General features: G+C 73.2%; 17 protein-coding genes. 13 read left to right on the plus strand and 4 right to left on the minus strand.

The features are described from left to right. Positions 1–182: 182 nt before the first annotated feature. The 10 genes from BJY14_RS05175 to BJY14_RS47120 all read left to right on the plus strand — a co-directional run bounded on the left by BJY14_RS05175 (position 183) and on the right by BJY14_RS47120 (position 14,439). Positions 183–4,370, plus strand: a complete 4,188-nt coding sequence (locus tag BJY14_RS05175; RefSeq protein ID WP_179842559.1) for a SpoIIE family protein phosphatase — start codon at positions 183–185, stop codon at positions 4,368–4,370. Further along, entirely contained in the window at positions 4,367–4,699 is a 333-nt protein-coding gene (locus BJY14_RS05180) for an STAS domain-containing protein (protein ID WP_179842560.1), read from the plus strand. Before BJY14_RS05175 ends, BJY14_RS05180 begins: the two co-directional genes overlap by 4 nt. A 67-nt stretch (positions 4,700–4,766) precedes the next feature. Then, complete coding sequence (locus BJY14_RS05185) at positions 4,767–5,135, plus strand: STAS domain-containing protein (RefSeq protein WP_281382071.1); 369 nt, start codon at positions 4,767–4,769, stop codon at positions 5,133–5,135. 440 nt (positions 5,136–5,575) lie between these two features. Next, positions 5,576–6,853 (plus strand): PP2C family protein-serine/threonine phosphatase, encoded by a 1,278-nt coding sequence (locus tag BJY14_RS05190; RefSeq protein WP_258941606.1) that lies wholly within the window; start codon positions 5,576–5,578, stop codon positions 6,851–6,853. Further along, positions 6,850–8,634 carry a sensor histidine kinase gene (locus BJY14_RS05195; protein ID WP_179842562.1) on the plus strand — a complete coding sequence of 595 codons (1,785 nt, stop codon included), beginning with the start codon at positions 6,850–6,852 and terminating at the stop codon, positions 8,632–8,634. Before BJY14_RS05190 ends, BJY14_RS05195 begins: the two co-directional genes overlap by 4 nt. Then, positions 8,631–9,077 carry a response regulator gene (locus tag BJY14_RS05200; protein WP_179842563.1) on the plus strand — a complete coding sequence of 149 codons (447 nt, stop codon included), beginning with the start codon at positions 8,631–8,633 and terminating at the stop codon, positions 9,075–9,077. Before BJY14_RS05195 ends, BJY14_RS05200 begins: the two co-directional genes overlap by 4 nt. Before the next feature lie 212 nt (positions 9,078–9,289). Beyond that, complete coding sequence (locus BJY14_RS05205; protein ID WP_179842564.1) at positions 9,290–9,700, plus strand: VOC family protein; 411 nt, start codon at positions 9,290–9,292, stop codon at positions 9,698–9,700. Between the two features lie 178 nt (positions 9,701–9,878). Next, positions 9,879–10,289 (plus strand): ribonuclease domain-containing protein, encoded by a 411-nt coding sequence (locus tag BJY14_RS46375; protein ID WP_179842565.1) that lies wholly within the window; start codon positions 9,879–9,881, stop codon positions 10,287–10,289. Positions 10,290–10,305: 16 nt separating this feature from the next. After that, positions 10,306–10,653: a barstar family protein gene (locus BJY14_RS05215; protein WP_179842566.1), complete on the plus strand. Its 348-nt coding sequence runs from the start codon at positions 10,306–10,308 to the stop codon at positions 10,651–10,653. A gap of 132 nt (positions 10,654–10,785) precedes the next feature. Beyond that, entirely contained in the window at positions 10,786–14,439 is a 3,654-nt protein-coding gene (locus BJY14_RS47120; protein WP_218905119.1) for a CHAT domain-containing tetratricopeptide repeat protein, read from the plus strand. On the opposite strand, the gene BJY14_RS05225 is transcribed toward BJY14_RS47120, so the two are convergent. Together BJY14_RS05225 and BJY14_RS05230 are read right to left on the minus strand one after the other, a co-directional pair. After that, positions 14,397–15,062: a restriction endonuclease gene (locus BJY14_RS05225; RefSeq protein WP_179842568.1), complete on the minus strand. Its 666-nt coding sequence runs from the start codon at positions 15,060–15,062 to the stop codon at positions 14,397–14,399. The two genes, BJY14_RS47120 and BJY14_RS05225, sit on opposite strands and share 43 nt — an antisense overlap. 18 nt (positions 15,063–15,080) lie before the next feature. Then, a complete protein-coding gene (locus tag BJY14_RS05230) occupies positions 15,081–17,405 on the minus strand; it encodes an ATP-binding protein (RefSeq protein ID WP_312878983.1) in 2,325 nt (774 codons plus the stop codon). A 416-nt stretch (positions 17,406–17,821) separates the two neighbouring features. Between BJY14_RS05230 and BJY14_RS05235 the strand changes: the two genes are divergently transcribed. Then, entirely contained in the window at positions 17,822–18,673 is an 852-nt protein-coding gene (locus BJY14_RS05235; protein ID WP_179842569.1) for a DUF72 domain-containing protein, read from the plus strand. A 4-nt stretch (positions 18,674–18,677) separates the two neighbouring features. Here the strand turns inward: BJY14_RS05235 and BJY14_RS05240 are convergent, their stop codons facing one another. After that, positions 18,678–19,379 carry a FadR/GntR family transcriptional regulator gene (locus BJY14_RS05240; protein ID WP_179842570.1) on the minus strand — a complete coding sequence of 234 codons (702 nt, stop codon included), beginning with the start codon at positions 19,377–19,379 and terminating at the stop codon, positions 18,678–18,680. A 137-nt stretch (positions 19,380–19,516) separates the two neighbouring features. Between BJY14_RS05240 and BJY14_RS05245 the strand changes: the two genes are divergently transcribed. Together BJY14_RS05245 and BJY14_RS05250 are read left to right on the plus strand one after the other, a co-directional pair. After that, on the plus strand, positions 19,517–20,917 hold the full coding sequence (locus tag BJY14_RS05245; RefSeq protein ID WP_179842571.1) for a GntP family permease: 1,401 nt from the start codon (positions 19,517–19,519) through the stop codon (positions 20,915–20,917). Between the two features lie 2 nt (positions 20,918–20,919). Next, positions 20,920–21,435: a cupin domain-containing protein gene (locus BJY14_RS05250; RefSeq protein WP_179842572.1), complete on the plus strand. Its 516-nt coding sequence runs from the start codon at positions 20,920–20,922 to the stop codon at positions 21,433–21,435. Between the two features lie 16 nt (positions 21,436–21,451). Here the strand turns inward: BJY14_RS05250 and BJY14_RS05255 are convergent, their stop codons facing one another. Further along, on the minus strand, positions 21,452–22,408 hold the full coding sequence (locus BJY14_RS05255; RefSeq protein ID WP_179842573.1) for a glycine betaine ABC transporter substrate-binding protein: 957 nt from the start codon (positions 22,406–22,408) through the stop codon (positions 21,452–21,454).

The raw sequence follows: 22,408 nt of genomic DNA on the forward strand, positions 1-22,408 counted from the left end.
GGACGGCGTAGCCGGAGAGGGGTGCCACGCCGCGGGTGCGCGGCGTGGCGGGCCGCCCAGATGCCGCAAAAACGGTTGTTGCCTCCGGGTTTTCCGGGGTAAAGGCTTGGCCATGCGGGGTGCGGGCGTGTCGGGCGCCCGCCGGATGCGGTGGGTGATCGCCTGAGTGGAAGAGGGGTGCGGTGGCGCTTTCGGAGGACGCCGGGCGTTCTGAGAAGGCCGGACGCGAGCCGCGGGAGGAGGCGGGCGTCTTCTCCGCCGACCGGGAGATCGGCCCCGATCTCGCCGCCGTCGACTGGGCGGCGACACCGCTCGGCCCCCCGCACGCCTGGCCGCAGAACCTGCGGACGGCCGTCGACATCCTGCTCTCGTCCCGGTTCTCGATGTGGATGGCCTGGGGCCCGGAGCTGACGTTCTTCTGCAACGCCTCCTACCGCCGCGACACGCTCGGCCGCAAGTACCCGTGGGCCCTCGGCCGGCCCGCGAGCGAGGTGTGGGCCGAAGCCTGGAACGACGTCTCCCACAAGATCGAATCCGTGCTCGGCACGGGGGAGGCGACGTGGGACGAGGGGCTGCTGCTGTTCCTCGAACGGTCCGGGTACTCCGAGGAGACCTACCACACCTTCTCCTACAGCCCTCTGCGCGACGACACCGGTGACGTGGTCGGAATGCTGTGCGTGGTCAACGAGGCCACCGAGGGGGTCATCGGCGAGCGGCGCATGACGACGCTGCGGGACCTGGGATCCGATCCGAGCATGATCCGGACGGAGGAGGAGACGCTCGCCTTCGCCGACGGGCAGTTCGACCGCAACCGCAAGGATCTCCCCTTCACGCTGACCTACCTTTTCGAGGACGGCGGCACGGCACGGCTCGCGGGGGCGACCGGCGTCCCCCGCGACCATCCGGCGGCCCCCGCCGAGCTGGCGGCGGACGAACCCGGCGGAATCTGGCCCGCGGCGGCGCTCGCGCGGGGAGAATCCGTCCTGATGCAGCTCGACGATCCTCGGTTCGGGGTCCTTCCCTCCGGAGACTGGCCCCAGCCCCCCGACCAGGCGCTGGTGGTGCCGCTGCTGCGGCAGGGCCGTGCGCCGTACGGGTTCCTGGTGGCCGCGCTGAACCCGTACCGGAAGCTTGACGAGGCCTACCGCGGCTTCGTGGAACTGGCCGCCGGGCACGTCGCGGCGGGCATCGGCAGCGCCCGCGGCTATCAGGCGCAGCGGCGGCGCGCCGAGGAGCTCGCCGAGCTCGACCGCGCCAAGACGACGTTCTTCTCCAACATCAGCCACGAGTTCCGCACCCCGCTCACACTGATCATGGGCCCGGTGCAGGAGCTGCGCGCGAGGCTGGAGGGCGCCGGCGAGCAGGTGCACCGGGAACTGGACGTGATCCACCGCAACGGGCTGCGCCTCGGCAGGCTCGTCAACTCCCTGCTGGACTTCTCCCGCATCGAGGCCGGGCGGATGCAGGCGCGCTACGAGCCGGTCGACCTGCCCGAGGTCACCGCCGAGCTGGCCAGCGTCTTCCGCTCCGCCGTGGACAGGGCGGGCCTCGCCTTCGTCGTCGAGTGCGACCCGCTCCCCCAGCCGGTGTACGTCGACCGCGACATGTGGGAGAAGGTGATCCTGAACCTGCTCAGCAACGCGCTGAAGTTCACCTTCGACGGGGCGATCCACGTCCGGGTGGAGGTCGAGGACGGCCTGGCGCAGGTGACGGTGGCCGACACCGGGGTCGGGGTGGCCGCGGACGAGGTGCCGCGCCTGTTCGAGCGGTTCCACCGCGTCGAGAACACCCGCGCCCGGTCCAACGAGGGCAGCGGCATCGGCCTGGCCCTGGTCAAGGAGCTCGTCGGCCTGCACGGCGGGACCATCGCCGCGGCGAGCAGCGAGGGCGAGGGCACGCGCTTCACCGTCCGGCTGCCGTTCGGGGCCGACCACCTGCCCCCCGGCGCCGTCGCTCCGGCGCGCCCCTCCACGGCGGCGTCGGTCACCGCCGACCCCTACGTCCAGGAGGCGCTGCGCTGGCTGCCCGCCGAGCATCCCGGCGGGCATCCCGGCGGGGACCCGAACTCGACCGACCCGACGCCGGCCGAGCCGGTCGCGGCGCCCGCGCCCGAGGCGGCGGCGCGGGTGCTCGTCGCCGACGACAACGCCGACATGCGCGAGTACCTCTCCCGGCTGCTGCGCGGCGCCGGCTACGAGGTCGACACGGTCGCCGACGGCCGGGCCGCCCTGGAGGCGGTCCGCGAGACCGCGGTCGACATGGTGGTCAGCGACGTGATGATGCCGCACGTGGACGGGCTGGAGCTGGTCGCCGCGCTGCGCGGCGACCAGCGCACCGCCGCCCTGCCGGTCCTGCTGCTGTCGGCCCGTGCCGGGCAGGAGGCCTCGATCGAGGGCCTGCGGGCGGGCGCCGACGACTACCTGCTCAAGCCCTTCGCCGCCGCCGAGTTCCTGGCCCGCGTGCGGGCGAACGTGGAGCTGGCCCGGCTGCGCGGGCACCACGCCCGGTGGCGCGCCGCGCTCGTCGACTCCCTTCAGGAGGCGTTCTTCGTCTGCGACGAGGACGGCGTCGTCGTCGAGTTCAACACCGCCTTCACCGACATCCTCGGCTACGACGCCGCAGGGCTCCCCTACCCGCCGCGTCCGCCCTGGTGGCCGGACGAGAAGAGCGACCCCGAAGCGCACCGGCAGGTCGCCGAGACGTTCGACGGCATGCTCCTACGGGAACGCGGCACCTTCGACATCCCCCTCAGGCACCGCGACGGCGAGCGCGTCTGGGTCAGCGTCGCCTTCAACCACGTCCACGACCCCGAGACCGGGCGGCGGGTCATCGTCGGCACCTTCCGCGACGTCACCGCCGACCACTACGCCATCCAGCGCGAGAGCGCCCTCGCGGCCCTCGGCATGCGCCTCACCGAGGCCGTGAACCTGCCCGACACCCTGGCGGGCGCGCTGGAGGAGCTCCGGGACCTCTGGCACGCCGAGCGGGTGCTGGCGGCCGTCTTCGGCGGCGGACCGCCCGAGCTGACCTCCACCGACCCGGGGCAGACCTGGCAGAACCTGCCGGAGGACCGCCGCGGGGAGCTGACCGCGCTGCGCGAGCACCCGACCCTCACCCCCATCGCCGAGCACGCCACCGCGATCACGCTCGAACACCCCCGGGGCACCCTCGTCCTCTGGATCGACCTGAGCGAGCGGCGCCCGTTCACCGACCAGGACCGGCTGCTGCTGTCCCTGCTCGCCGGGCGCCTCTCCCAGGGGCTGTCCCGCGCCAACCTGATCGACCAGCAGCGCGAGACCGCCCTGGCCCTGCAGCGCGCAATCCTCGGCCCGTCCGAGCTGCCGAACGGGTTCGCCGTCCGGTACGAGCCCGCGGCGCGGCCGCTGGAGGTCGGGGGCGACTGGTACGACATCTTCGCCCTCCCCGACGGCCGCATCGGCATCATCGTGGGCGACTGCGTCGGCCGCGGGCTGGAGGCGGCCACCGTCATGGGCCAGTTGCGCAGCGCCAGCCGGGCCCTGCTGCTCCAGGACGCCGGCCCCGCGGGGACCCTCACGGCCCTCGACCGCTTCGCCGCCGGCATCCCCGGAGCCCGATGCTCCACCGTCTTCTGCGGCGTCCTCGACCCGGCGACCGGCGACCTCACCTACTCCAGCGCCGGGCATCCGCCCGCCATCCTCGCCCGGTCAGACGGCACCACCCAGCTGCTCGAAGGCGGCCGGTCCGTCCCGATCGCCGCCGGCCCCCCGCGGCCACGGCCGGACGCCGCGACCACCATCCCCGCCAGGGGCACCGTGCTGCTCTACACGGACGGGCTCATCGAACGCCGCCGGCGCTCCCTGCTCGAGGGCATCGACCGGGTCGGCCACGCCGTCCAGGACGGCGGCGAGCGGGGCGTGGACGAGCTCGCCACCCACATCATGACGACCATGGCCCCGCCGGACGGCTACGACGACGACGTCGCGCTGATGCTGTACCGGCACCCCGCGCCGCTGGACGTGAGCTTCCCCGCCGAGTCCGCGCAGCTCGCCCCGCTCCGGGAGGCGCTGCGCGGCTGGCTCGCCCAGTGCCAGCTCCCCCGCCGCACCGCGCAGGGCGTCCTGGTCGCCGCCGGCGAGGCCTGCGCGAACGCCGTCGAGCACGGCCGGCCCGGCGCCGGCGTGCACACCGTCCGGCTGCGCGCCGAGGCCTTCGTCGACCAGGTGCACCTGACCATCGCCGACACCGGCCGCTGGAAGCCGCCCGGAGGCGGCGCCGACCTCAACCGCGGGCGCGGCACCGCGCTGATGCGCGCACTGATGAGCAAGCTCACGATCACGCCCGGACCGGACGGCACCACCGTCCACATGCACACCAGGATTGGCTCATGAGCACACCCCTGACCCTCACGACCGCCCGGCACCCGGACGGGAGGGCGCTCGTGACGGCCGTCGGCGAGATCGACATGAGCAACAGCGGGGCCCTCGCCGACGCGCTCGGCACCGCGCGCGAGAACGGCGGCGAACTCGTCCTGGACCTCACCGCGGTCGAGTACCTTGACAGCGCGGGGCTGAGCGTCCTGTTCGCCCATGCCGACCATCTCGAACTGATCGCTCCGCAACTCCTGGAACCGGTGCTGACCCTCTCCGGGCTCCCGGAGCTCGCCACCGTCCACCTCGCCCCGCCCGACGCCGCGCCGCCCGCGGCCGACGTCCCCTGACGTCCCCGGCACGCCGGAGGCGCAGGACCCCGACCCACAGAAAGCGGAACGACGTGGAGGCAACGCCATGGCCGAAGTGACCGGTCGCGCGCGTGACGGCCGGACAGTGATCACGATGACCGGGGATCTGGCGCTGGACTCCGCGCAGCAGGCTGAGCAGCGGATGCGCCGGCTGCGCAGCGAGCACGGCGAGCACCTGGTGCTCGACCTGAGCGGCCTGCGGTACCTGGACTCGGTGGGTCTCAGCCTGCTGATGCGGTTCTACCTGGCGGCCGAGGGACGCGGCGGCAGCGCCGTGTTGGCGGGCCCGCTGCAGGAAGCGGTCCGGCGCGTCCTGCAGATCACGCACGTCGACGAGCGCCTGACCATCCATCCGACCCTCGACGACGCGCTGGCCCAGTCGCTGCCGCCGGGAGCCGATCTGCGGAACGGCTGAGCCCGGGGGCAGGCGCCGGAAAGCGATGCGTCACGTTCGGTCCAGGAAATTTCGTTCCGTAACGAATGCTCGTATGATGACGCTCTGAGCACGGCCCCTCTCCCGGGCGGCCCCTGCCGACCTGCCCTCCTCATCCGTGGTGATCAGCCGGGCCGCGCGCCCGGTGGTGCCGATGTCATGGGCGATGTCGCGGATCCGCAGGTCGGGGTCGCATGCGAGGGCCGCGCGTGGTCGTTCAGGAAGTCCACGGCCGGCCGTGGTGCGTCCGCCGACGCGGTGGCGGACCGGCCGGCGGGTCACGGCCACCGGTGCGTTACGGTCGCGGTCTGGCAGGTCACGCAGGACTCGGATGCGTCACGGAGCGGTGAGCCGCGTATGCGTATTTGCCATAAGGCAACTACTATCGGCGCGGCACCGGCGGGGCGGAGAGGGGAAGGGCGGTGGACGGACTGATGTCGCACGGTCTCGGCACGACCGGCCCTGAGGCGACCTCGTCCACGCCGCCCGGACCGCGCGTCCCGGTCGCGATCACCGGCGCCGCCGACGGCGGGCCGGAGCTCGGGCCGCTGCGCGTGCTGCTGGTCGAGGACGATTCCGCCGACGCCCTCCTGGTGGAGGACACGCTCGCCGACACCGGGCTGCGGGCGTCGCTGCAGTGGGTGCGTTCGCTTCCCGAGGCGCGGGGCCCGCTGTCGGCGAATCCCATGCCCGACTGCGTGCTGCTCGACCTGCATCTGGGGGAGTCGCAGGGCATGGCGGTGCTCCGGCAGGTGCTGGAGTGGGCGCCGGGCGCCGCGGTGGTGGTGCTGACCGGGCTCGCGGAGTCGCAGGCGGGTACCGCGGCGGTGGCCGCCGGCGCGCAGGACTACCTGTCCAAGGACCAGCTGGAGGCGGACCGGCTCGGCCGGGCGATCCGGTACGCGGTGCAGCGGCGCCAGGTCCAGCAGGCGGTCGCGGCCCTGCAGGTCCAGCAGATGATGGCCCAGGAGAACGCGCGGCTGGAGCGCGGCCTGCTGCCGCGCCCGAGGGTGTCCAACCCGCGCCTGCGGGTCCTCTCGCGGTACCGGCCGGGGCGGGCCCACTCCCTGCTGGGCGGGGACTTCTTCGACGTGGTGGAGACCGGCGACGGCCTGGTGCACGCGGTGATCGGGGACGTGGCCGGGCACGGTCCCGCCTCGGCGGCCCTGGGCGTCAGCCTGCGGGTGGCCTGGCGGTCGTTCGTGCTGGCCGGAGCGCGCGGTGCGCGGGTGGTCGAGCTCCTGGAAGAGCTGCTGGCCGGGGAGCACGGCGGCTCGGAGATGTTCGTCACCCTCATCACGGCGACCCTGTTCCCCGACCGGCCCGTGGCGCGGGTGGTGCGCGCCGGGCATCCCGGGTTCCTGCTGCACGGGAACGGCGAGGTGCGGCTGGTCGAGCCGCCGGGCGGGCTGGGCGTGGGCATGGTGCCGGGGCTCGCCGGCTGGCGCGAGCACGACGTCCCGCTGCCGCCGGGGTCCTCGCTCGTCCTGTTCACCGACGGCCTGTTCGAAGGCCAGATCGACACCGAGGGCCGGCGCCTGGACCTGACCGGCCTCCTCCGGCTCGCCCAAGGTCACTGCACGCTCCCCGCCGGCGACTTCGTCGACACACTCATCACCGACGTCGAGGCGGCCTCGCTCCAGCACGGCGGCCTGGCCGACGACGTCGCCGTCATACACCTTGGATGGACCCCCACATGAGCACACCGCCCCAGCCGGTGCGGAACGCCGAGACGGTCGGATCCGCCGAGACGGCCGAATCCGCCGGTCCCGCCCCACGGGCGCCGACGACCGGGCCCCCGCGACGGCGGGGACTGGCCGTCCGGACATGGTTCATGCTGGCCGCGCTGCTGATCGTCACGCTCACCGTCACCGGCGCCGTGGTGGTCCACGGCCTGCTGGAGGAGACCGCGCGGGCCTCGGACCGGCTGGTGGACAGGATCGCACCGGCGCAGGTCGAGGCGAGCCGGATGCAGATGGCCATCCTCAACCAGGAGACCGGCGTGCGCGGCTACGCCCTGGCGGGCGACCGGCAGTTCCTGCAGCCCTACACCGACGGGCTGGCCACCGAGCAGGCGTCCCTCGCGCGGCTGCGGCGGCTGCTGGCCGACGAGCCCGAGCTGCGCGCCGACCTCGACGCGATCCAGCGGGCGGTCGACGTGTGGCGCCGCGACTACGGCGGCGTCGTCATCGACCAGGTCGCCGAGCAGGGGCCCGGCGGCGAGGCGGCCGCCACCGCGGCGCGGGGCAAACCCGCCTTCGACGAGGTCCGCGCCACCTGGGCGACCCAGAACCGCCACCTGAGCCAGGTCCGTGCCGAGAGCCGCGCCGACCTGCGCCACACCCGCACGATGCGGGACTGGACGCTGACCGCCCTGTTCATCGCGCTGCTGGTGACCGCCGCGCTGCTGGCGATGCTGCTGCACTACGCCGTGGACCGGCCGCTGCGCATGCTCCGCTCCGCTTCGCGCCGGGTCGCCGACGGCGACTTCACCCATGTCATCGGCGCGCACGGCCCCGCCGACGTGCGCGACGTGGCCCTCGCCGTGGAGGCGATGCGCGGCCGGATCACGATGGCGCTGGAGGAGTCCACCGAGCGCGAGCGCCTGCTGCAGAGCCGGACCGCGGAGCTGGACGCGCAGACCGTGGAGCTGCGCCGCTCCAACGCCGAGCTGGAGCAGTTCGCCTACGTCGCCAGCCACGACCTGCAGGAACCGCTGCGCAAGGTCGCCTCGTTCTGCCAGATGCTGGAGCGCCGCTGCTCCGACCAGCTCGACGACCGGGGCCGCCAGTACATCGCCTTCGCGGTGGACGGCGCCAAGCGCATGCAGGTGCTGATCAACGATCTGCTGACGTTCTCCCGGGTCGGCCGCCTGCACCAGCACCAGCGGACGCTCTCGCTGGGCGAGCCGCTCGACCAGGCGCTGGCCAACCTCGACGGCGCCCTCACCGAGGCCGGCGCCCGCGTGGAGAGACCGGACGACCTGCCGGAGCTCACCGCGGACCCCACCCTCATGGTGATGCTGTGGCAGAACCTGATCGGCAACGCGGTCAAGTTCCGCTCCCCCGACCGGGACGCGGTCGTCCGCGTCACCTGCGAGCGGGAGGACGGGCACTGGCACCTGACCGTCACCGACAACGGGATCGGCATCCCCGCCGAGTACGCCGACAAGATCTTCGTCATCTTCCAGCGGCTGCACAGCCGCGACGCCTACGCCGGCACCGGCATCGGCCTGGCCCTGTGCAAGAAGATCGTCGAGTACCACGGCGGCCGGATCTGGCTCGACCCCGACCGCGGGGAAGGCTCCCGCTTCCACTTCACCCTCGCGGCCGACGCCCTGTCCGCCGCCCCCGACGCCGCGGAGGCCTCCGACGAGGCCCCGGACGGCCGGGCACCGGACGGCTCCGGCGCATCCGCCGCCGAAGCGGCCGGCGGAGACGTTCCCTCCTCGACCACCGACCTCCAAGGAGCCAGTTCGTGACCAGCAGCGCCGTCCAGCCCATCACCGTCCTGCTGGTCGAAGACGACCCCGGTGACGAGCTGATGACCCGCGAGGCCTTCGAGCACAACAAGGTCGGCAACACCCTGCAGGTCGTCCGCGACGGCGCGGAGGCCCTGGACTTCCTGTACAAGCGGGGGGAGCACGTCGGCGCGCCCCGCCCCGACCTGGTCCTGCTCGACCTCAACCTGCCCAAGCGCGACGGCCGCGAGGTCCTCGAAGAGATCAAGTCCGATCCGGAGCTGGCCTCCATCCCGGTGGTGGTGCTGACCACGTCGTCGGCGGAGGAGGACATCCTGCGCAGCTACAAGCTGCACGCCAACGCCTACGTCACCAAGCCCGTCGACTTCGACCAGTTCATCAAGGCCATCCGGCAGATCGACGACTTCTTCGTCACCGTCGTCCGCCTCCCCACCCGCCGCTGACCGCGTGTTCTCCGACGGCTTCACGCTGACCGGGTGGACCGGCCGGGCGGGTGGCTTCCTCGACCGTCACGTTCGCCAGGACCTTACGGAAGGCCCGCCGCTCTAAGAAACGGCCGCCGTGCCGTTGTGATTGCGATGCCCGTGCGGCCCGTGGCGAGACCGGTCAGGAATCGAGAAGCGCGGATGAAGAAGCCGGGGCTAGCGTGATCGGCATGGACATCACCATTCACACGAGCTTCCTCCCGCACGACGACCCGGACGCGTCGCTGGCCTTCTACCGCGACACGCTCGGCTTCGAGGTCCGCAACGACGTCGGCGGCGGCAGGATGCGCTGGATCACGGTCGGTCCGCCCAAGCAGCCCGGCACCTCCATCCTGCTGGCGCCGCCGGCCACCGATCCCGGCATCACCGACGACGAGCGCCGCACCATCGCCGAGATGATGGCCAAGGGGACCTACGGCTGGATCCTGCTCGCCTCCCCCGACCTCGACGACACCTTCGACCGGGTGCAGGCCGCGGGGGCCGAGGTCGTCCAGGAGCCGATCGAGCAGCCGTACGGGATGCGCGACTGCGCGTTCCGGGATCCCGCGGGCAATCTGATCCGTATCCAGGAGCTGCGCTAATTCCTGACGAAATTGCCGAGATGAACGGTCGGGTGCTGTTCATAGAAACTTGTCGGCTCTGTATCGACTAAGCCTTGACGCGAGGTCATCATGGCGGCTGGTCGCCCCCGATTCCGGCGCGGTCCGGGTCCGGGGGAAATCGTCCCCTTCGGGACGCACTCGTTCGTAGGAGGTACCTGTGCTCAAGCAGCGCTCCCGGCCGTCCTGGACGAAACGAGCCGCCGTCACCCTGGTGGCCGCGACGTGCGCGACGGGCGTCACCGCCACCGTCCCGGCCGGCGCGACGGTCTACGGCTCCTGCACGATCTCACGCTGCTCCGACGGCCGGTACGCCGCCTCGGTGTGGGCCGGGAAGGGATGGCCGTCCAGCTCAGGCTGGTACTCCTGGCCGGACGGCCTGTACAACTACACCGGCGGCGTCTACCACAACTACGACGGCCAGCTCCCGGCGAGCGCGACCTACCACGAGTACGACGTCTACTCGCGGACGAAGGGCTCCTCGCGCGACGCCTACCGGATCGTGCACAGCAGCACCGGCACCGTCTACTTCTCGCCGGACCACTACTCCAACTTCTACAAGCTCTCCTAGAGACGGGACCCGTTCGATGACCTCGCTGCCGCCCTGGTTGACGCTGACCAGCGATCCGGTGCGGGCGGCCGTCGACGGGCACGCGTGCCGGACCCGCGCCGCCTTCTTCCGCGCGGCGGCGCGGGCCCTCGGCTTCCCGGACTACTTCGGGCACAACTGGGACGCGTTCCTGGACTGCCTGCGCGACCTCGACCGTCCCGCCCTCACCGTGGCGCACGCCGACGAACTCCTGGCCGAGGAAGACCTCCGGCAGCTCGCGATCCTGCTGGAGATCCTGGCCGAGTGGGAGGTGCCCACGACCTTCGCCGCCGCCTCCGAGCGCATGCCCGCCCTGCGCACCCGCCTGGCCGCCGCCCTCCCCTGATCTGCACCCGACCGGGAAGGCGAAGAACGCGGGAACCTCCCACCGCCGGAACGGATATGGTTCCTCACTGCTGCTCTCCCGGCTGTCGACATGGTTGGAGCGTCGGTGGTGCGAACGCGTCTGCTCGCACAGGTGCGTGATCGGGTCGACCGGTTCAACGCGGGGCAGGACGCGACCCTGGTCCTGACTTCCCGAGCCGTCGCCGACGCGGTGGATCTGATCTGCTCGGTCCCGGACCCGGTGGACGACGTCGAGGTCGCGCAGGCCGCGGGATGGCTGTTCTGGCTGCGCTTCGCCGCCCGCGGTTCGGCCGAGGGCGAGCCGGACCTCTCCGTCGCCCTGGACCTGCTCAATCCGGTGTACCGGGTGGTTCCGGCCGGGGTCCCCTCGCTGATCGGCGAGCTGTTCGACGGCGAGCCTCCGGCCGCCCCGGACGGCGGCGGGCTGCTGGCCCGCCTCGGCCGCATGCTCTACCGCGACACGCTCGCCTCGCAGGACGCGGGCGACCTGGACCGGGCCGTCGAGCTGTTCCGGATGGCGGCCGGCGCCACCGGGCCGGGCCACGCCGAGTACGGCCGCTGCCGGACCAACCTCAGCAGTGCGCTGCTGACCCGGTTCGAGCGGACGGGGGCGCCGCCGGACCTGGAGGAGTCGATCGCGTCCGGCCTGGCGGCGGCCGAGAGCGCCGGACCGGGCGAGCCCGACGGCGCCCTCTACCTGTCCAACCTCGGCAACGCCCTGCTGACCCGGTTCGAGTACCTCGGCGGCGAGCCGGACCTCGACGCCGCGATCGAGGCCGGGCGGGCCGCGGTCACCGGCTGGCCCGACCACCCCGACCGCGCCGCCATGGCGTCCAACCTCGACCTCGCCTTACGGACGAAGGAGGCACTCGTCCACCGGGTGACCGAGGTGGACGACCTGATCGGCCTGGCGCGGGACGCGGTGACCACGACCGCGCCCGACCACCCCGCGCACGCCGCGCAGCTGGCCCAGCTCGGCCAGGCGCTGCTGGCCCGGTTCGACCGCGCCGGGGACCCGGCGGATCTGGACGAGGCGGTCGAGGCCCATCGGGAGGCGGCCGCCGTCGCCGAGCCCCACGGCCCCGAGCGGCCCGCCCACCTGTCCGAGCTCAGCGACGTCCTGCGGATCCGGTCCGTCCAGACCGGCGGCGAAGAAGACCTGGCCGACGCGGTCGAGGCGGGACGGGCCGCGGTGGCGGCGACCCCCGCCGACGATCCCGGCCTGCCCGCTCGCCGGTCCAACCTCGCCAACGTGCTGTGCGAGCTGCACCGGCGCACCGGCGGCCGGACGGAACTGGACGAGGCGGTCACGCTTGCCCGGCAGGCCGAGGCGGCCACTCCGGCGGATGATCCCGACCGCCCCTCGCGCCTGTCGAACCTGTGCGACATCCTCCGCGTGCGGTTCGAGCGCACCGGGGAGGAGACCGACATCGACGCGGCGGTGGAGGCCGGGCGCGCCGCGGTGGCCGCCGCGCCGCCCGGGCATCCGCACCTCGCGGCCTACCTCGGCAACCTGGGGGCGGCCTCGCTCTCCCGGTTCCGCGGCTGCGGCTCCCAGACTGACCTGGACGAGGCGGTCGACGCGCTCCGGACGGCGGTGGCGGCCGCCCCCGACGCGGGCCCCGACCGCGGGACGATGCTGGCGAACCTGGGCGGCGCGCTGCAGATCCGGTTCGACTCCGTGCAGCGCCGCGAGGACATCGACGAGGCCGTCGACGCCTGCCGGAAGGCGGTGCTCGCCACCCCGGCGGGGCATGCCGGCCGGGGGGCTCGCCTGTCCAACCTCGGCACGGCCCTGCACGCCCGGTTCTCGGCCGGCGGAGAGCGGGCCGACATCGACGAGGCGGCCGAGACCGTCCAGGCCGCCGCGGCGGCCGTCCCCGACGGCCACCCGCGCCGCGCCTCGGTCCTGTCGAACCGCGCGATGGTGCTCCACCGGCGGTTCGAGCACACCGGCGAGGCCGCGGACGTGGACGCGGCGATCGGCGCCGCCCGCGCCGCGGTCGCGGCCATCGCCCCCGGCCATCCCGACCGCGCCGGCTACCTGGCCAATCTGGGCCAGGCGCTCGGCGCCCGGTTCGCCCGCGCGGGCGCCGTCCTCGACCTGGACGAGGCGCTCACCGCGTGCCGGGAAGGAGCGGGCGCCGAAGCCGCCCCGCCCCGCGTCCGCGCGGTCGCGGCCGCCCGCTGGGCGAGGCTCGCCGCCAGGGCCGGACGGTGGGAGGACGCCGTGTCCGGCTACGCGACGGTCGTGGACCTGATGGGACGCACGGTCCCGCGCGGCCTCGACCGCCGCGACCAGGAGATCCTCCTCAGCGATATGGGCGGCATCGGATCGGACGCCGCCGCCTGCTGCGTGCGCGCCGGACAGGCCGAGTACGGCGTCGAACTGTTCGAGCAGGGACGCGGGCTGCTGCTCGGCCAGGCGCTCGACACCCGCACCGACCTCACCGCGCTCTCCGGACGGCACCCGGATCGGGCCGCGCGGTTCACCGCCCTCTGCGCGGAACTCGACCGTCCCGCGCCCGCGGCGGGAGCCCCCGGCAGTGGCGCCGCCCCGGCGCCCCAGGCGTCGGTGGAGCGCCGCGCCACGGCCGCGGAGTTCGACCGGCTCGTCGCCGAGATCAGGGAACTGCCCGGCTTCGACCGCTTCCTGCGTCCGCCCGCCGTCCGCGACCTCGTACCGCCCGGCGGCCACGTCGTGATCGTCAACGTGTCGGACTTCGGGTCGCACGCGCTGGTCCTGCGTGCCGACACCGGCGCGGGCGCCACGGTCGTGCCGCTGCCCGCGCTCACCCCCGCCGCGGTGACGGCGGAGGTCGGCGCGTTCCTGGCGGCGGTCGAGGAGACCGGCGCGCGGCAGGCCCGATCGTGGGCGGCCGGGCAGCGCCGGATGTCGCGGACGCTCGAGTGGCTGTGGGACGCGGTGGCCGGCCCGGTGCTCGATCACGCCGGTGCCAGCGGGCCGCCCCGGGACGGCGAACCCTGGCCGCGGCTGTGGTGGTGCCTGTCAGGGCTGCTGTCGTTCCTCCCGGTGCATGCGGCGGGATACCACGGCACCATGGCCGGCGCCGCTCCGGAAACGGTGATCGACCGGGTCGTGTGCTCGACGACCCCGACCGTCCGGGCCCTGGCCCACGCGCGCCGCGGCGCGGCGGACGCGGTGCGGCCGGGCGACGGCCGGGCGGTCGCCGTGGCGATGCCCCGGACGCCCGGCGCCCGGTCCGACCTGCCGGGGGCGGAGGCCGAGGCGGCGCTGGTCGGCCGGCGCTTCCCGGGCCCGGTGGACGTCCTCACCGGCTCGTCCGCCACCCACGAGGCGGTGCTCGCGGCGCTGCCGAAGGCCCGGTGGGCGCATTTCGCCTGCCACGGGCACAGCGACCTGGCCGACCCGTCGTCCAGCCATCTGCTCCTGGCCGACCACCGGACCCGGCCGCTGACGGTGGCGGACCTCGCCGGGCTCCGCATGGACGGCGCCGAACTCGCCTTCCTGTCGGCCTGCTCGACCGCCCGGCCGGGGGCGCGCCTCGCGGACGAGGCGATCCACCTGGCGTCGGCGTTCCAGCTCGCCGGCTACCGGCACGTGATCGGCACCCTGTGGCCGATCGGGGACCGGCACGCCGTCGACATCGCCGACCTCGTCTACACGGCCGTCACCGGCGGCGGAGACGTCGCCGGCGCGGTCCACGCCGCGACCCGCCAGATGCGGGACCGGTGGCCGGACTATCCCTCGGTGTGGGCGTCGCACGTCCACGTCGGCGCCTGACCGGGCCGTCCGTGCTCCGGCGCACGCCCTTCGGAGGGGCAGCCCAGCAGGGTCTCCGCCGCCTGCCGGGGGTAGTCGTCGTCGTCCGGCACCATGAGCAGGGTCCGCGACGTGCCCGGCCGCCGGCCGGGAAGGCCATGGCAGTGGACGATGAGAGAGGACGGACCGGGACCGGCGTCCCCCTCGATCGGCATGGCGTCCCTCGTCTCGAAGAGGAACAGGCCGTCGGTGACCGTCACGAGGGCGATGCCATGGGCCCGCGCGAACGCCACGGCACCGCTCTGGTACGCGGCGGTGGACACCATGACGCCCTTGTGCGCGCCGACGCTCTGGACCTTCTGGTGCAGCACCTGCACCAGCTCGCGCTTGATCGGATTCCGGTGGTGCTTGGCCTCGACCACGACCAGGAAGTCCATGCCCGCGAACCGGTAGCGGACGGTCGCGTCGAGGTCGTAGGTCCCGTCGGAGCCGGCCACCTTCTCGTGCAAGGTGACGCTCAGCCCGCTCACGTGCGGGGCGGCCGATCCGAGGAGCCGTTCGGCGACGAACTCCTCGAATTCCGCGGGGGTGATGCCGGGACGGGACGCGGCCGGCGGCGCCACCCGGATCTCCTCCTCGCTCACGTGCCGGATCCTACGGGGTCACCGGTCCCGCTCGCTGATCCACACGGCGATCTGGGCGCGGGAGGAGAAGCCGAGCTTGGCGAGGATGTGCTCGACGTGCGAGTCGGCGGTGCGTTTCGCGATCGTCAGGCGCTCGGCGATGCCGCGGTTGGACAGTCCCTCGGCCACGAGCCCCGCGACCTGCCGCTCGCGCTCGGTGAGCGGGGACGCGCCGTCGCCGTCCGCCCCGGCCGCGGGCTCGGCGGGCGCGGGCTCCTCCAGCGCCTCCATGATCGCGAGGGCCAGGGGCAGCCGCTCGCCCTCCTCGAACGCCGTGCGGTACCGCGCCTCGCCCAGGGCCTCCACGGTCTTGTCGATGTGCAGGTCTCGGAGGACGGCGTGGTAGGGGCCGAACCAGGACGTCCGCGTGGACTCGCGCATCCGGTCCGCGGCGCCGAGCAGCCGGGCGGCCCGCACGTGGTCGCCTCCGCTGCACAGGCAGCCGGCGATCGCTTCGAGGCCCAGGGTGATGCCCAGCCGGTCGCCAAGGTCGCGTTTCGTCCGCAGCGCCCGGCGGAGCCGCCGCACCGCCCCGTCCAGGTCGCCGGCGAGCCACAGGCTGAGCCCGCCCACCAGCATCCCGTAGGAGCGGACCCAGAACTCCTCGCGCTCCTCGCCCAGCCGGACGGCCCGGTCGGCGTGCTCGACGGCGGCGGAGAAGTCGTTCTCGAACAGGTGCACCACGGCGCGGAAGACCTCGACGAGCAGGCTGAGCACGTCGTCGCACCCGGTCTCCCGGTAGATCTCGTCCGCCCTGTCGAGCCCGTCCAGCGACAGGTCGAAGTCGCCTGCGAACAGGGCGGCGACGCCCTGGCAGAAGTAGACGTCCGCGACCGCCGCCCGATCGCCCTCCGCCTGGGCCTGGGCCAATGCCCGCTCCAGCAGCGCGCCGCCTCCGGCGAGGTCGTTCTGCATCGTGCTCGCCAGGGCGGCCATCGTGAGCAGCCCTGACCAGCCGGGACCCGTCGTGTCGCGGGTTTCGAGCAGCCGGTCCATCCAATGGCGGCCCTCGCCCAGCACGCCCTTCAGCACCCAGAACCGCCCGAGAGTCTCCATCGCGCCCCGGACCGTTTCGGGATGGGCCGTCGGGAGCACCCTGCCCAGCACGTCGCGGACGTTGGCGCGTTCGCAGTCGAACCATTCCAGCCACTGGACCTGCTCGGGGCCGGCGAGTTCCTTGCGGGCACGTTCCAGCCGACCGGCATACCACTCGAAGCAGCGGGACCGCAGCCGACCCGCCTCGCCGCCGTCCCGTGCGGCGAGGCGTTCGGAACCGTACTCCCGCAGCGTGTCGAGCATCCGGTAGCGAACCCGGACGCCGCGGTCGGCGCGCTGCACGATAGACTTGTCCAGCAGCCCCGTCAGCACTTCGGCGACGTGCTCGGCGTCCAGTCCGTCCCCGGAGCAGATGTTCTCGGCCGCGGCCAGGTCGAAGTCGGCCGCGAACACCGACAGCCGCGCCCACAGGAGCCGTTCCTCAGGCGAGCAGAGCGCGTGGCTCCAGTCGACCGTCGCGCGGAGGGTCTGATGGCGTTGCAGGCCCGTCCGCCGCCCGCCGGCCTGGAACAGATGGGTTCCGAGGCGGGCGAGCACCTGGTCGAGCGAGAACGTCCGCAGTTGCACGGCGGCGAGCTCGATCGCCAGCGGGATGCCGTCGAGGCGGTCGCACAGGCGCACCACCGTGTCGCGGTTCGCGCGAGTGAGCGTCCATCCCTGGACGGTCGCCGCCGCGCGCTCGGCGAACAGCGTGACCGAGTCGCACTCCCGGCCGTCCGGGACGGTGTCGCGGGGGGCTCGCGGCCCGCCCAGCGGGGGAACCGTGAACAGGTACTCGCCCATGACGTCCAGCGGCTGCCGGCTGGTCGCCAGGACCCGCAGCTCCGGCGCCGACCGCAGCAGCGCCTCGCTCAGCGTCGCGCACTCGTCGACCATGTGCTCGCACGTGTCGAGGACGAGCAGGACCCGCAGGTCGGCGAGATGGTCGGCGAGGCAGGCGGCGGCGGGCCGGTCGCCCTGCTCCCCCACTCCCAGCGCTTCGCAGATCGCCTGCGCGAGCAGGGACGGCTCGGTCAGGTCCGAAAGGCAGACGAAGAACACGCCGTCGCGGAAGGCGTCGCGCGCCAGCCCGGCCGCCCGGACCGCGAGCCGGGTCTTGCCCACTCCGCCCGCCCCGGTCAGGGTGACCAGCCGGTGACCGTCGATCAGCCGCCGCACCTGCTCCAGCTCCGCCTGTCTGCCGATGAAGCTGGTGAGCTCGGCGGGCAGTCGCCCCGTCTGTCGTTCCAGCGTCGCGGTCAGCGGCACGGCGTCTCCAGTCAGCTACCGCCGGGGTCTCCGGCTCCAGGGGATCTTCTGGATTGTAGTCACACCAATACGCACCGCTATGACTTTCCCAAAGCCGAATCGGATCGCGGATCGGTACGCGGATCGGTTCATCTACCGATGCGCGCTCCCCTGCCGGCCGACAGGATGATCTACAGCCGGACGGGAGAAGATCCGTCTCGCGGGGGGGCTCTCGCCCTTCAGGGCGGGGGGAGTGAGCGCGGCTCCCGCGATTTCCGCGGCGGCCCGGATCCCGTCCGCCGGCGATCCGCTACGGTTCGCCGGCCGGCGGCCGAGGCTCTTGGGGGACCCTCGGCCGCCGGAACTCCGGCGTGCGGCCCCGGAGGCCCGCACCGGTGAGGGGCGCGGCCGTTCTAGATCACCGGTAGCGTCGGGGCATGCGGCTTCACGTGGGGTGCGCGATGTGGGCTCACGCGCGGTGGCAGGGGCGTTTCGTCCCGCCGTCGCTGCCTCCGGGCGAACGGCTGCGCGCCTACGCGAGCTGGTGCAACGCGGTGGAGGGCAACACCACCTTCTACGCGACGCCCGCGCGGAGCACCGTGGAGTCGTGGGCGGAGCAGACCGGCCCCGGCTTCCGTTTCGTGCTCAAGCTGCCGAAGACGATCACGCACGAGCGGCGGCTCGCCGGGGGCGAGGAGGAACTGCGGGCGTTCCTGCACGCGATCGAGCCGCTCCAGTCGCGGGCGCACGCGCTGTGGGTGCAGCTCCCCGGCTCCTTCGGCCCCGGCGACGTCGGGTCGCTGGCCGCGTTCCTGCGCGGGCTGCCCTCGGCGCACAGGTACGCCGTCGAAGTGCGGCACCGCGCGTTCTTCGAGGACGCGTCATCCGTGCGCGACCTCGAGCGGCTCCTGTCCCGCGCCGGTGCCGAGTGGGTGCCGTTCGACACGACCGCGTTCTTCCAGGACCGTCCGACCAGCGACGCCGAGCGGGACGCCTGGACGAAGAAGCCGCGGGTGCCGCGCAGGGCGACCGCGCTCACGGACCGTCCGATCGTCCGCTACCTCGGACGGGACGACACCGAGCGCACCGTCGAGGGCTGGCGGTTCTGGGTGGGCCGCGTCGCCGGATGGCTGGCCGAGGGACGCTCGCCGACCGTGTTCGTCCACACGCCGGACAACGCCGACGCGCCCGAGCTCGCCCGGCGCTTCCACGACGAGGTGAGGGCCCGCGTCCCCGGGGTGGAGCCGATGCCGGAACCCGTCCCGGCGGAGCCGCCGACCCTGTTCTGACCGGTCAGCCGGGCTCCAGCATCGCCCGGGTCGCCTCCTCGACGATGTCGCGCATGGCGCGTTCGGCGTCGCCGGCGTCGCCGGCCTGCACCGCCTGCGCCACCTCGGCGTGCCAGCGGATCGCGGCCGGTTCGGGGTGCGCGGGCATCAGGTCGTGGTGGGTGCGCCCGGCCAGGACGGCGGCGACCACGCCGCTCAGCGCGCCCATCATCTCGTTGCCGGACGCCTCCAGGAGCGTCCGGTGGAAGCGGATGTCCGCGGCCAGGTAGGCCTCCAGGTCGCCGGACCTGCCGTGCACCGCCATCTCCATGACCGCTCCGGTCAGCACGCCGCACTGGTCCGGTGTCGCGTGCCGGGCGGCGAGCGCGGCGGCCACCGGCTCCAGCCCGCGGCGCAGCTCGCCGAGGGAGCGCAGCTGCTCCGCCCGGCCGTCGCCCTCCAGCCGCCAGCCGATGATCTGCGGGTCGAAGAGGTTCCAGCCCGACCGGGCGGCGACCGTGACGCCGACCCGGCGGCGGCTCCTGACCATGCCCATGGACTCCAGGACGCGGATCGCCTCCCGGATCACCGACCGGGACACCGCGAACCGCGACTCCAGCTCCTCGATCCGCAGCACCTCGCCCGCGGGCAGCGCGCCGGACGTGATCAGCATGCCGAGCCGGTCGAGGACGCTGCCGTGCAGGCCCGCCGAGGGCGTCTCCACCATGCGCTAATCATCACACGAAGCTAGACAACTTCCGACAAAGATATGATTTTACGGAGCTATCCCTTGTTAACGGCAGGTTATAGGCGCCACACTCGGGCGACCATCATCGTTCGCTCCGGCTCCCAGGAGGATGACGCATGCACCCGATCGTGCTGGCCGCGGCGCCGGCGGCGTCGAGCGGGAGGCTCGTCCCGGCCGCGCTCGCCGGCATCGCCCTGATCGTCGTACTGATCACCTACTTCAAGGTGCACCCGTTCCTCAGCCTGACCCTCGGCTCGCTGCTGGTCGGGATCGGCGCGGGCCTGCCGGTCGCCGACACCGTCGACGCCTTCGTCAAGGGGTTCGGCGACACCGCCGCCGGAGTCGGCGCGCTGATCGCGTTCGGCGCGATGTTCGGCAAGCTCCTGGCCGACTCCGGGGGCGCCGACCAGATCGTCGACACGATCATCGGGCGCACCGGGCGCCGGTTCCTGCCGTGGGCGATGGCCCTGGCCGGCGCGCTGATCGGGCTGCCGATGTTCTTCGAGATCGGGCTCGTCCTGCTGGTGCCGGTCATCCTGCTGGTGGCGCGCCGCGCACAGATGTCGATCATCGCGGTGGGGATCCCCGCGCTGGCGGGCCTGTCGGCGATGCACGGGCTCGTCCCGCCGCACCCGGGGCCGCTCGTCGCGATCGACAACCTCAAGGCCGACCTCGGCCTCACGCTCGCCCTCGGCATCGTCGTCGCGCTCCCCACCATCGCGCTGTCCGGCCCGGTGTTCGCCCGGTTCGCGTCCCGCTGGGTGGACGTCCCGGCGCCGGAGCTCTACGTCACCGGCGCGGACGAGCGGGACGCCGAGGACGACGCCGCCGTGGACCTGAAGTCGCGGCGCCGCCCGTCCTTCGCCGTCACCCTGTGCACCGTGCTGCTCCCGGTCGTGCTGATGCTGGGCAGGGCCGTCGCCGACATCGCCCTGGACGAGGGCGGCCGCGTGCGCACCGTCCTGGACAATCTCGGCACCCCGCTGGTGGCGCTGATCATCGCGGTCGTCGTCGCCATGTTCACCTTCGGCCGCGGCTCCGGCATGGACCGGGACGCGATCGCCTCCTCCCTGGCCGGATCGCTGCCGCCCATCGCCGGCCCCCTGCTGATCGTGGCCGCCGGCGGCGGCTTCAAGCAGACGCTCGTCGACACCGGGATCGGCGACCTCGTCGCCGACTGGGTCAAGGACAGCGACCTGTCCGTGCTGTTCCTGGCGTGGCTGGTCGCCGTCCTCATCCGGCTCGCCACCGGATCGGCGACCGTCGCCACGGTCACCGCGGCCGGGATCCTCGCACCGCTGTCCACCACGCTCGACAGCAGCCAGACGTCGCTGCTCGTCCTCGCGATCGGGGCCGGGTCGCTGTTCTTCTCCCACGTCAACGACGCCGGCTTCTGGCTGGTCAAGGAGTACTTCGGGCTCAGCGTGGGGCAGAACATCAGGACATGGTCCTTGATGGAGACCGCGATCTCGGTGTGCGGCCTCGTGTTCGTCCTTCTGCTGAACCTGGTGGTGTAGCCATGACCTATCCCGACGCCCGCTACCTCGGGGACGGCGGCGAGAGCAGCGGGACGTTCCGTCCCGCCGGCGCGGCGCCCGACCTGCTCATCGGCGCCGCCGACAGCGACCGCGTCCACCGCGGGACGCGGGTGCACTACCTCGGCACCGGCGGCTCGACCGCCGGCGCCTTCGGCCTCTACCGCTGGGAGATGGGGCCGAAACCGTCCGGCCCGATGCCGCACTTCCACAGGACGATCACCGAGTCGTTCTACATCCTGTCCGGGACGGTCCGGCTGCACGACGGGACGGGGTGGAAGGACACCTCGGCCGGCGACTTCCTCTTCGTCCCCGAAGGCGGCGTGCACGGGTTCCGCAACGAGTCGGGCGAACCGGCGGCGATGCTCCTGCTCTTCACGCCGGGCGCTCCCCGCGAGGCCTACTTCGAGGAGCTCGCCGAGATCGCCGCGACCGGGCGGCGGCTCAGCGACGAGGAGTGGACGGACCTGTACCGGCGCCACGACCAGTACATGGTGTGACGCCGGGCCGCCGCGGCTACCCGCCGATGAAGCCCTTGGACTTCAGCCAGGTCTCGGCGACCTCCGCGGGCTCCTTGCCCTTGATGTCGACCTCGCCGTTGAGCTCCTGGAGGACCGCGTCGGTGAGCGCCGCGGCGATCGGGTTCGCGATCTTCTCGATGGCGGGGTCGTCCCTGTAGACGGACTCCCGGACGGTGAGAGCGGGGTTGTAGACGGGGAAGAACTTCTTGTCGTCCGGTACCGGAGTAAGGCCGAGCGCCTTGATGCGCCCGTCGGTGGTGGCGACCTCGCCGAAGGCGCACGGCTTGCCCTTGCCGATGGCGTCGTAGATGGCGCCCTCGGCAAGTGTCGCCACATCCGACTTCGGCAGGCTGAACCCGTAGGCCTTCTGCAGGCCGGGCCACCCGTCACTGCGTCCGGCGAACTCGCTCGCCACGCACGTGGAGGCCTTCGCCGGGTCGCTCTTCGCCAGCCTCGCGTAGCCCGACAGGTCCGCGATCCCGAGCTGCCGCATGGTCGTCGTCTTCACCGCGAGGGCGTAGGTGTTGTTGGCGGGCGCGGCCGCCAGCCACTTCACCTTGTTCTTCGCGAGGTCCTGCTGCGCGACGGCCGCGTACTGCCTGGCCGGATCGCCGATCGGCTCGGTCTGCTTGAGGTAGTTGATCCAGGCGGTTCCGGTGTACTCCCAGTAGAGGTCGATGCTGCCGGACGTCAGCGCGGCCCGCGTGGTGTTGCTGCCCTGGAGCCCGCACTTCTCCTTGACGGTCGCGCCCGCCGAGCGCAGCGCGAGAGCGGTGACCTGGCAGAGGACGAGCTGCTCGGTGAACTCCTTGGACCCGACGGTGAGCGTGACGCCCTTCAGCGAGTTGCCCTCGGCCAGGCTCCCCGCCTTGGCGTCGGTGCCGGCCGAACTGAAGCATCCGGCGGTCAGGGCGACGGCGGCGAGGGACGCGGCGACGGGGAGCTTGCGCAT

Origin of the sequence: Actinomadura luteofluorescens, from assembly GCF_013409365.1 — a bacterium.
In the GTDB taxonomy this organism is placed as follows: Bacteria; Actinomycetota; Actinomycetes; order Streptosporangiales; family Streptosporangiaceae; genus Spirillospora; species Spirillospora luteofluorescens.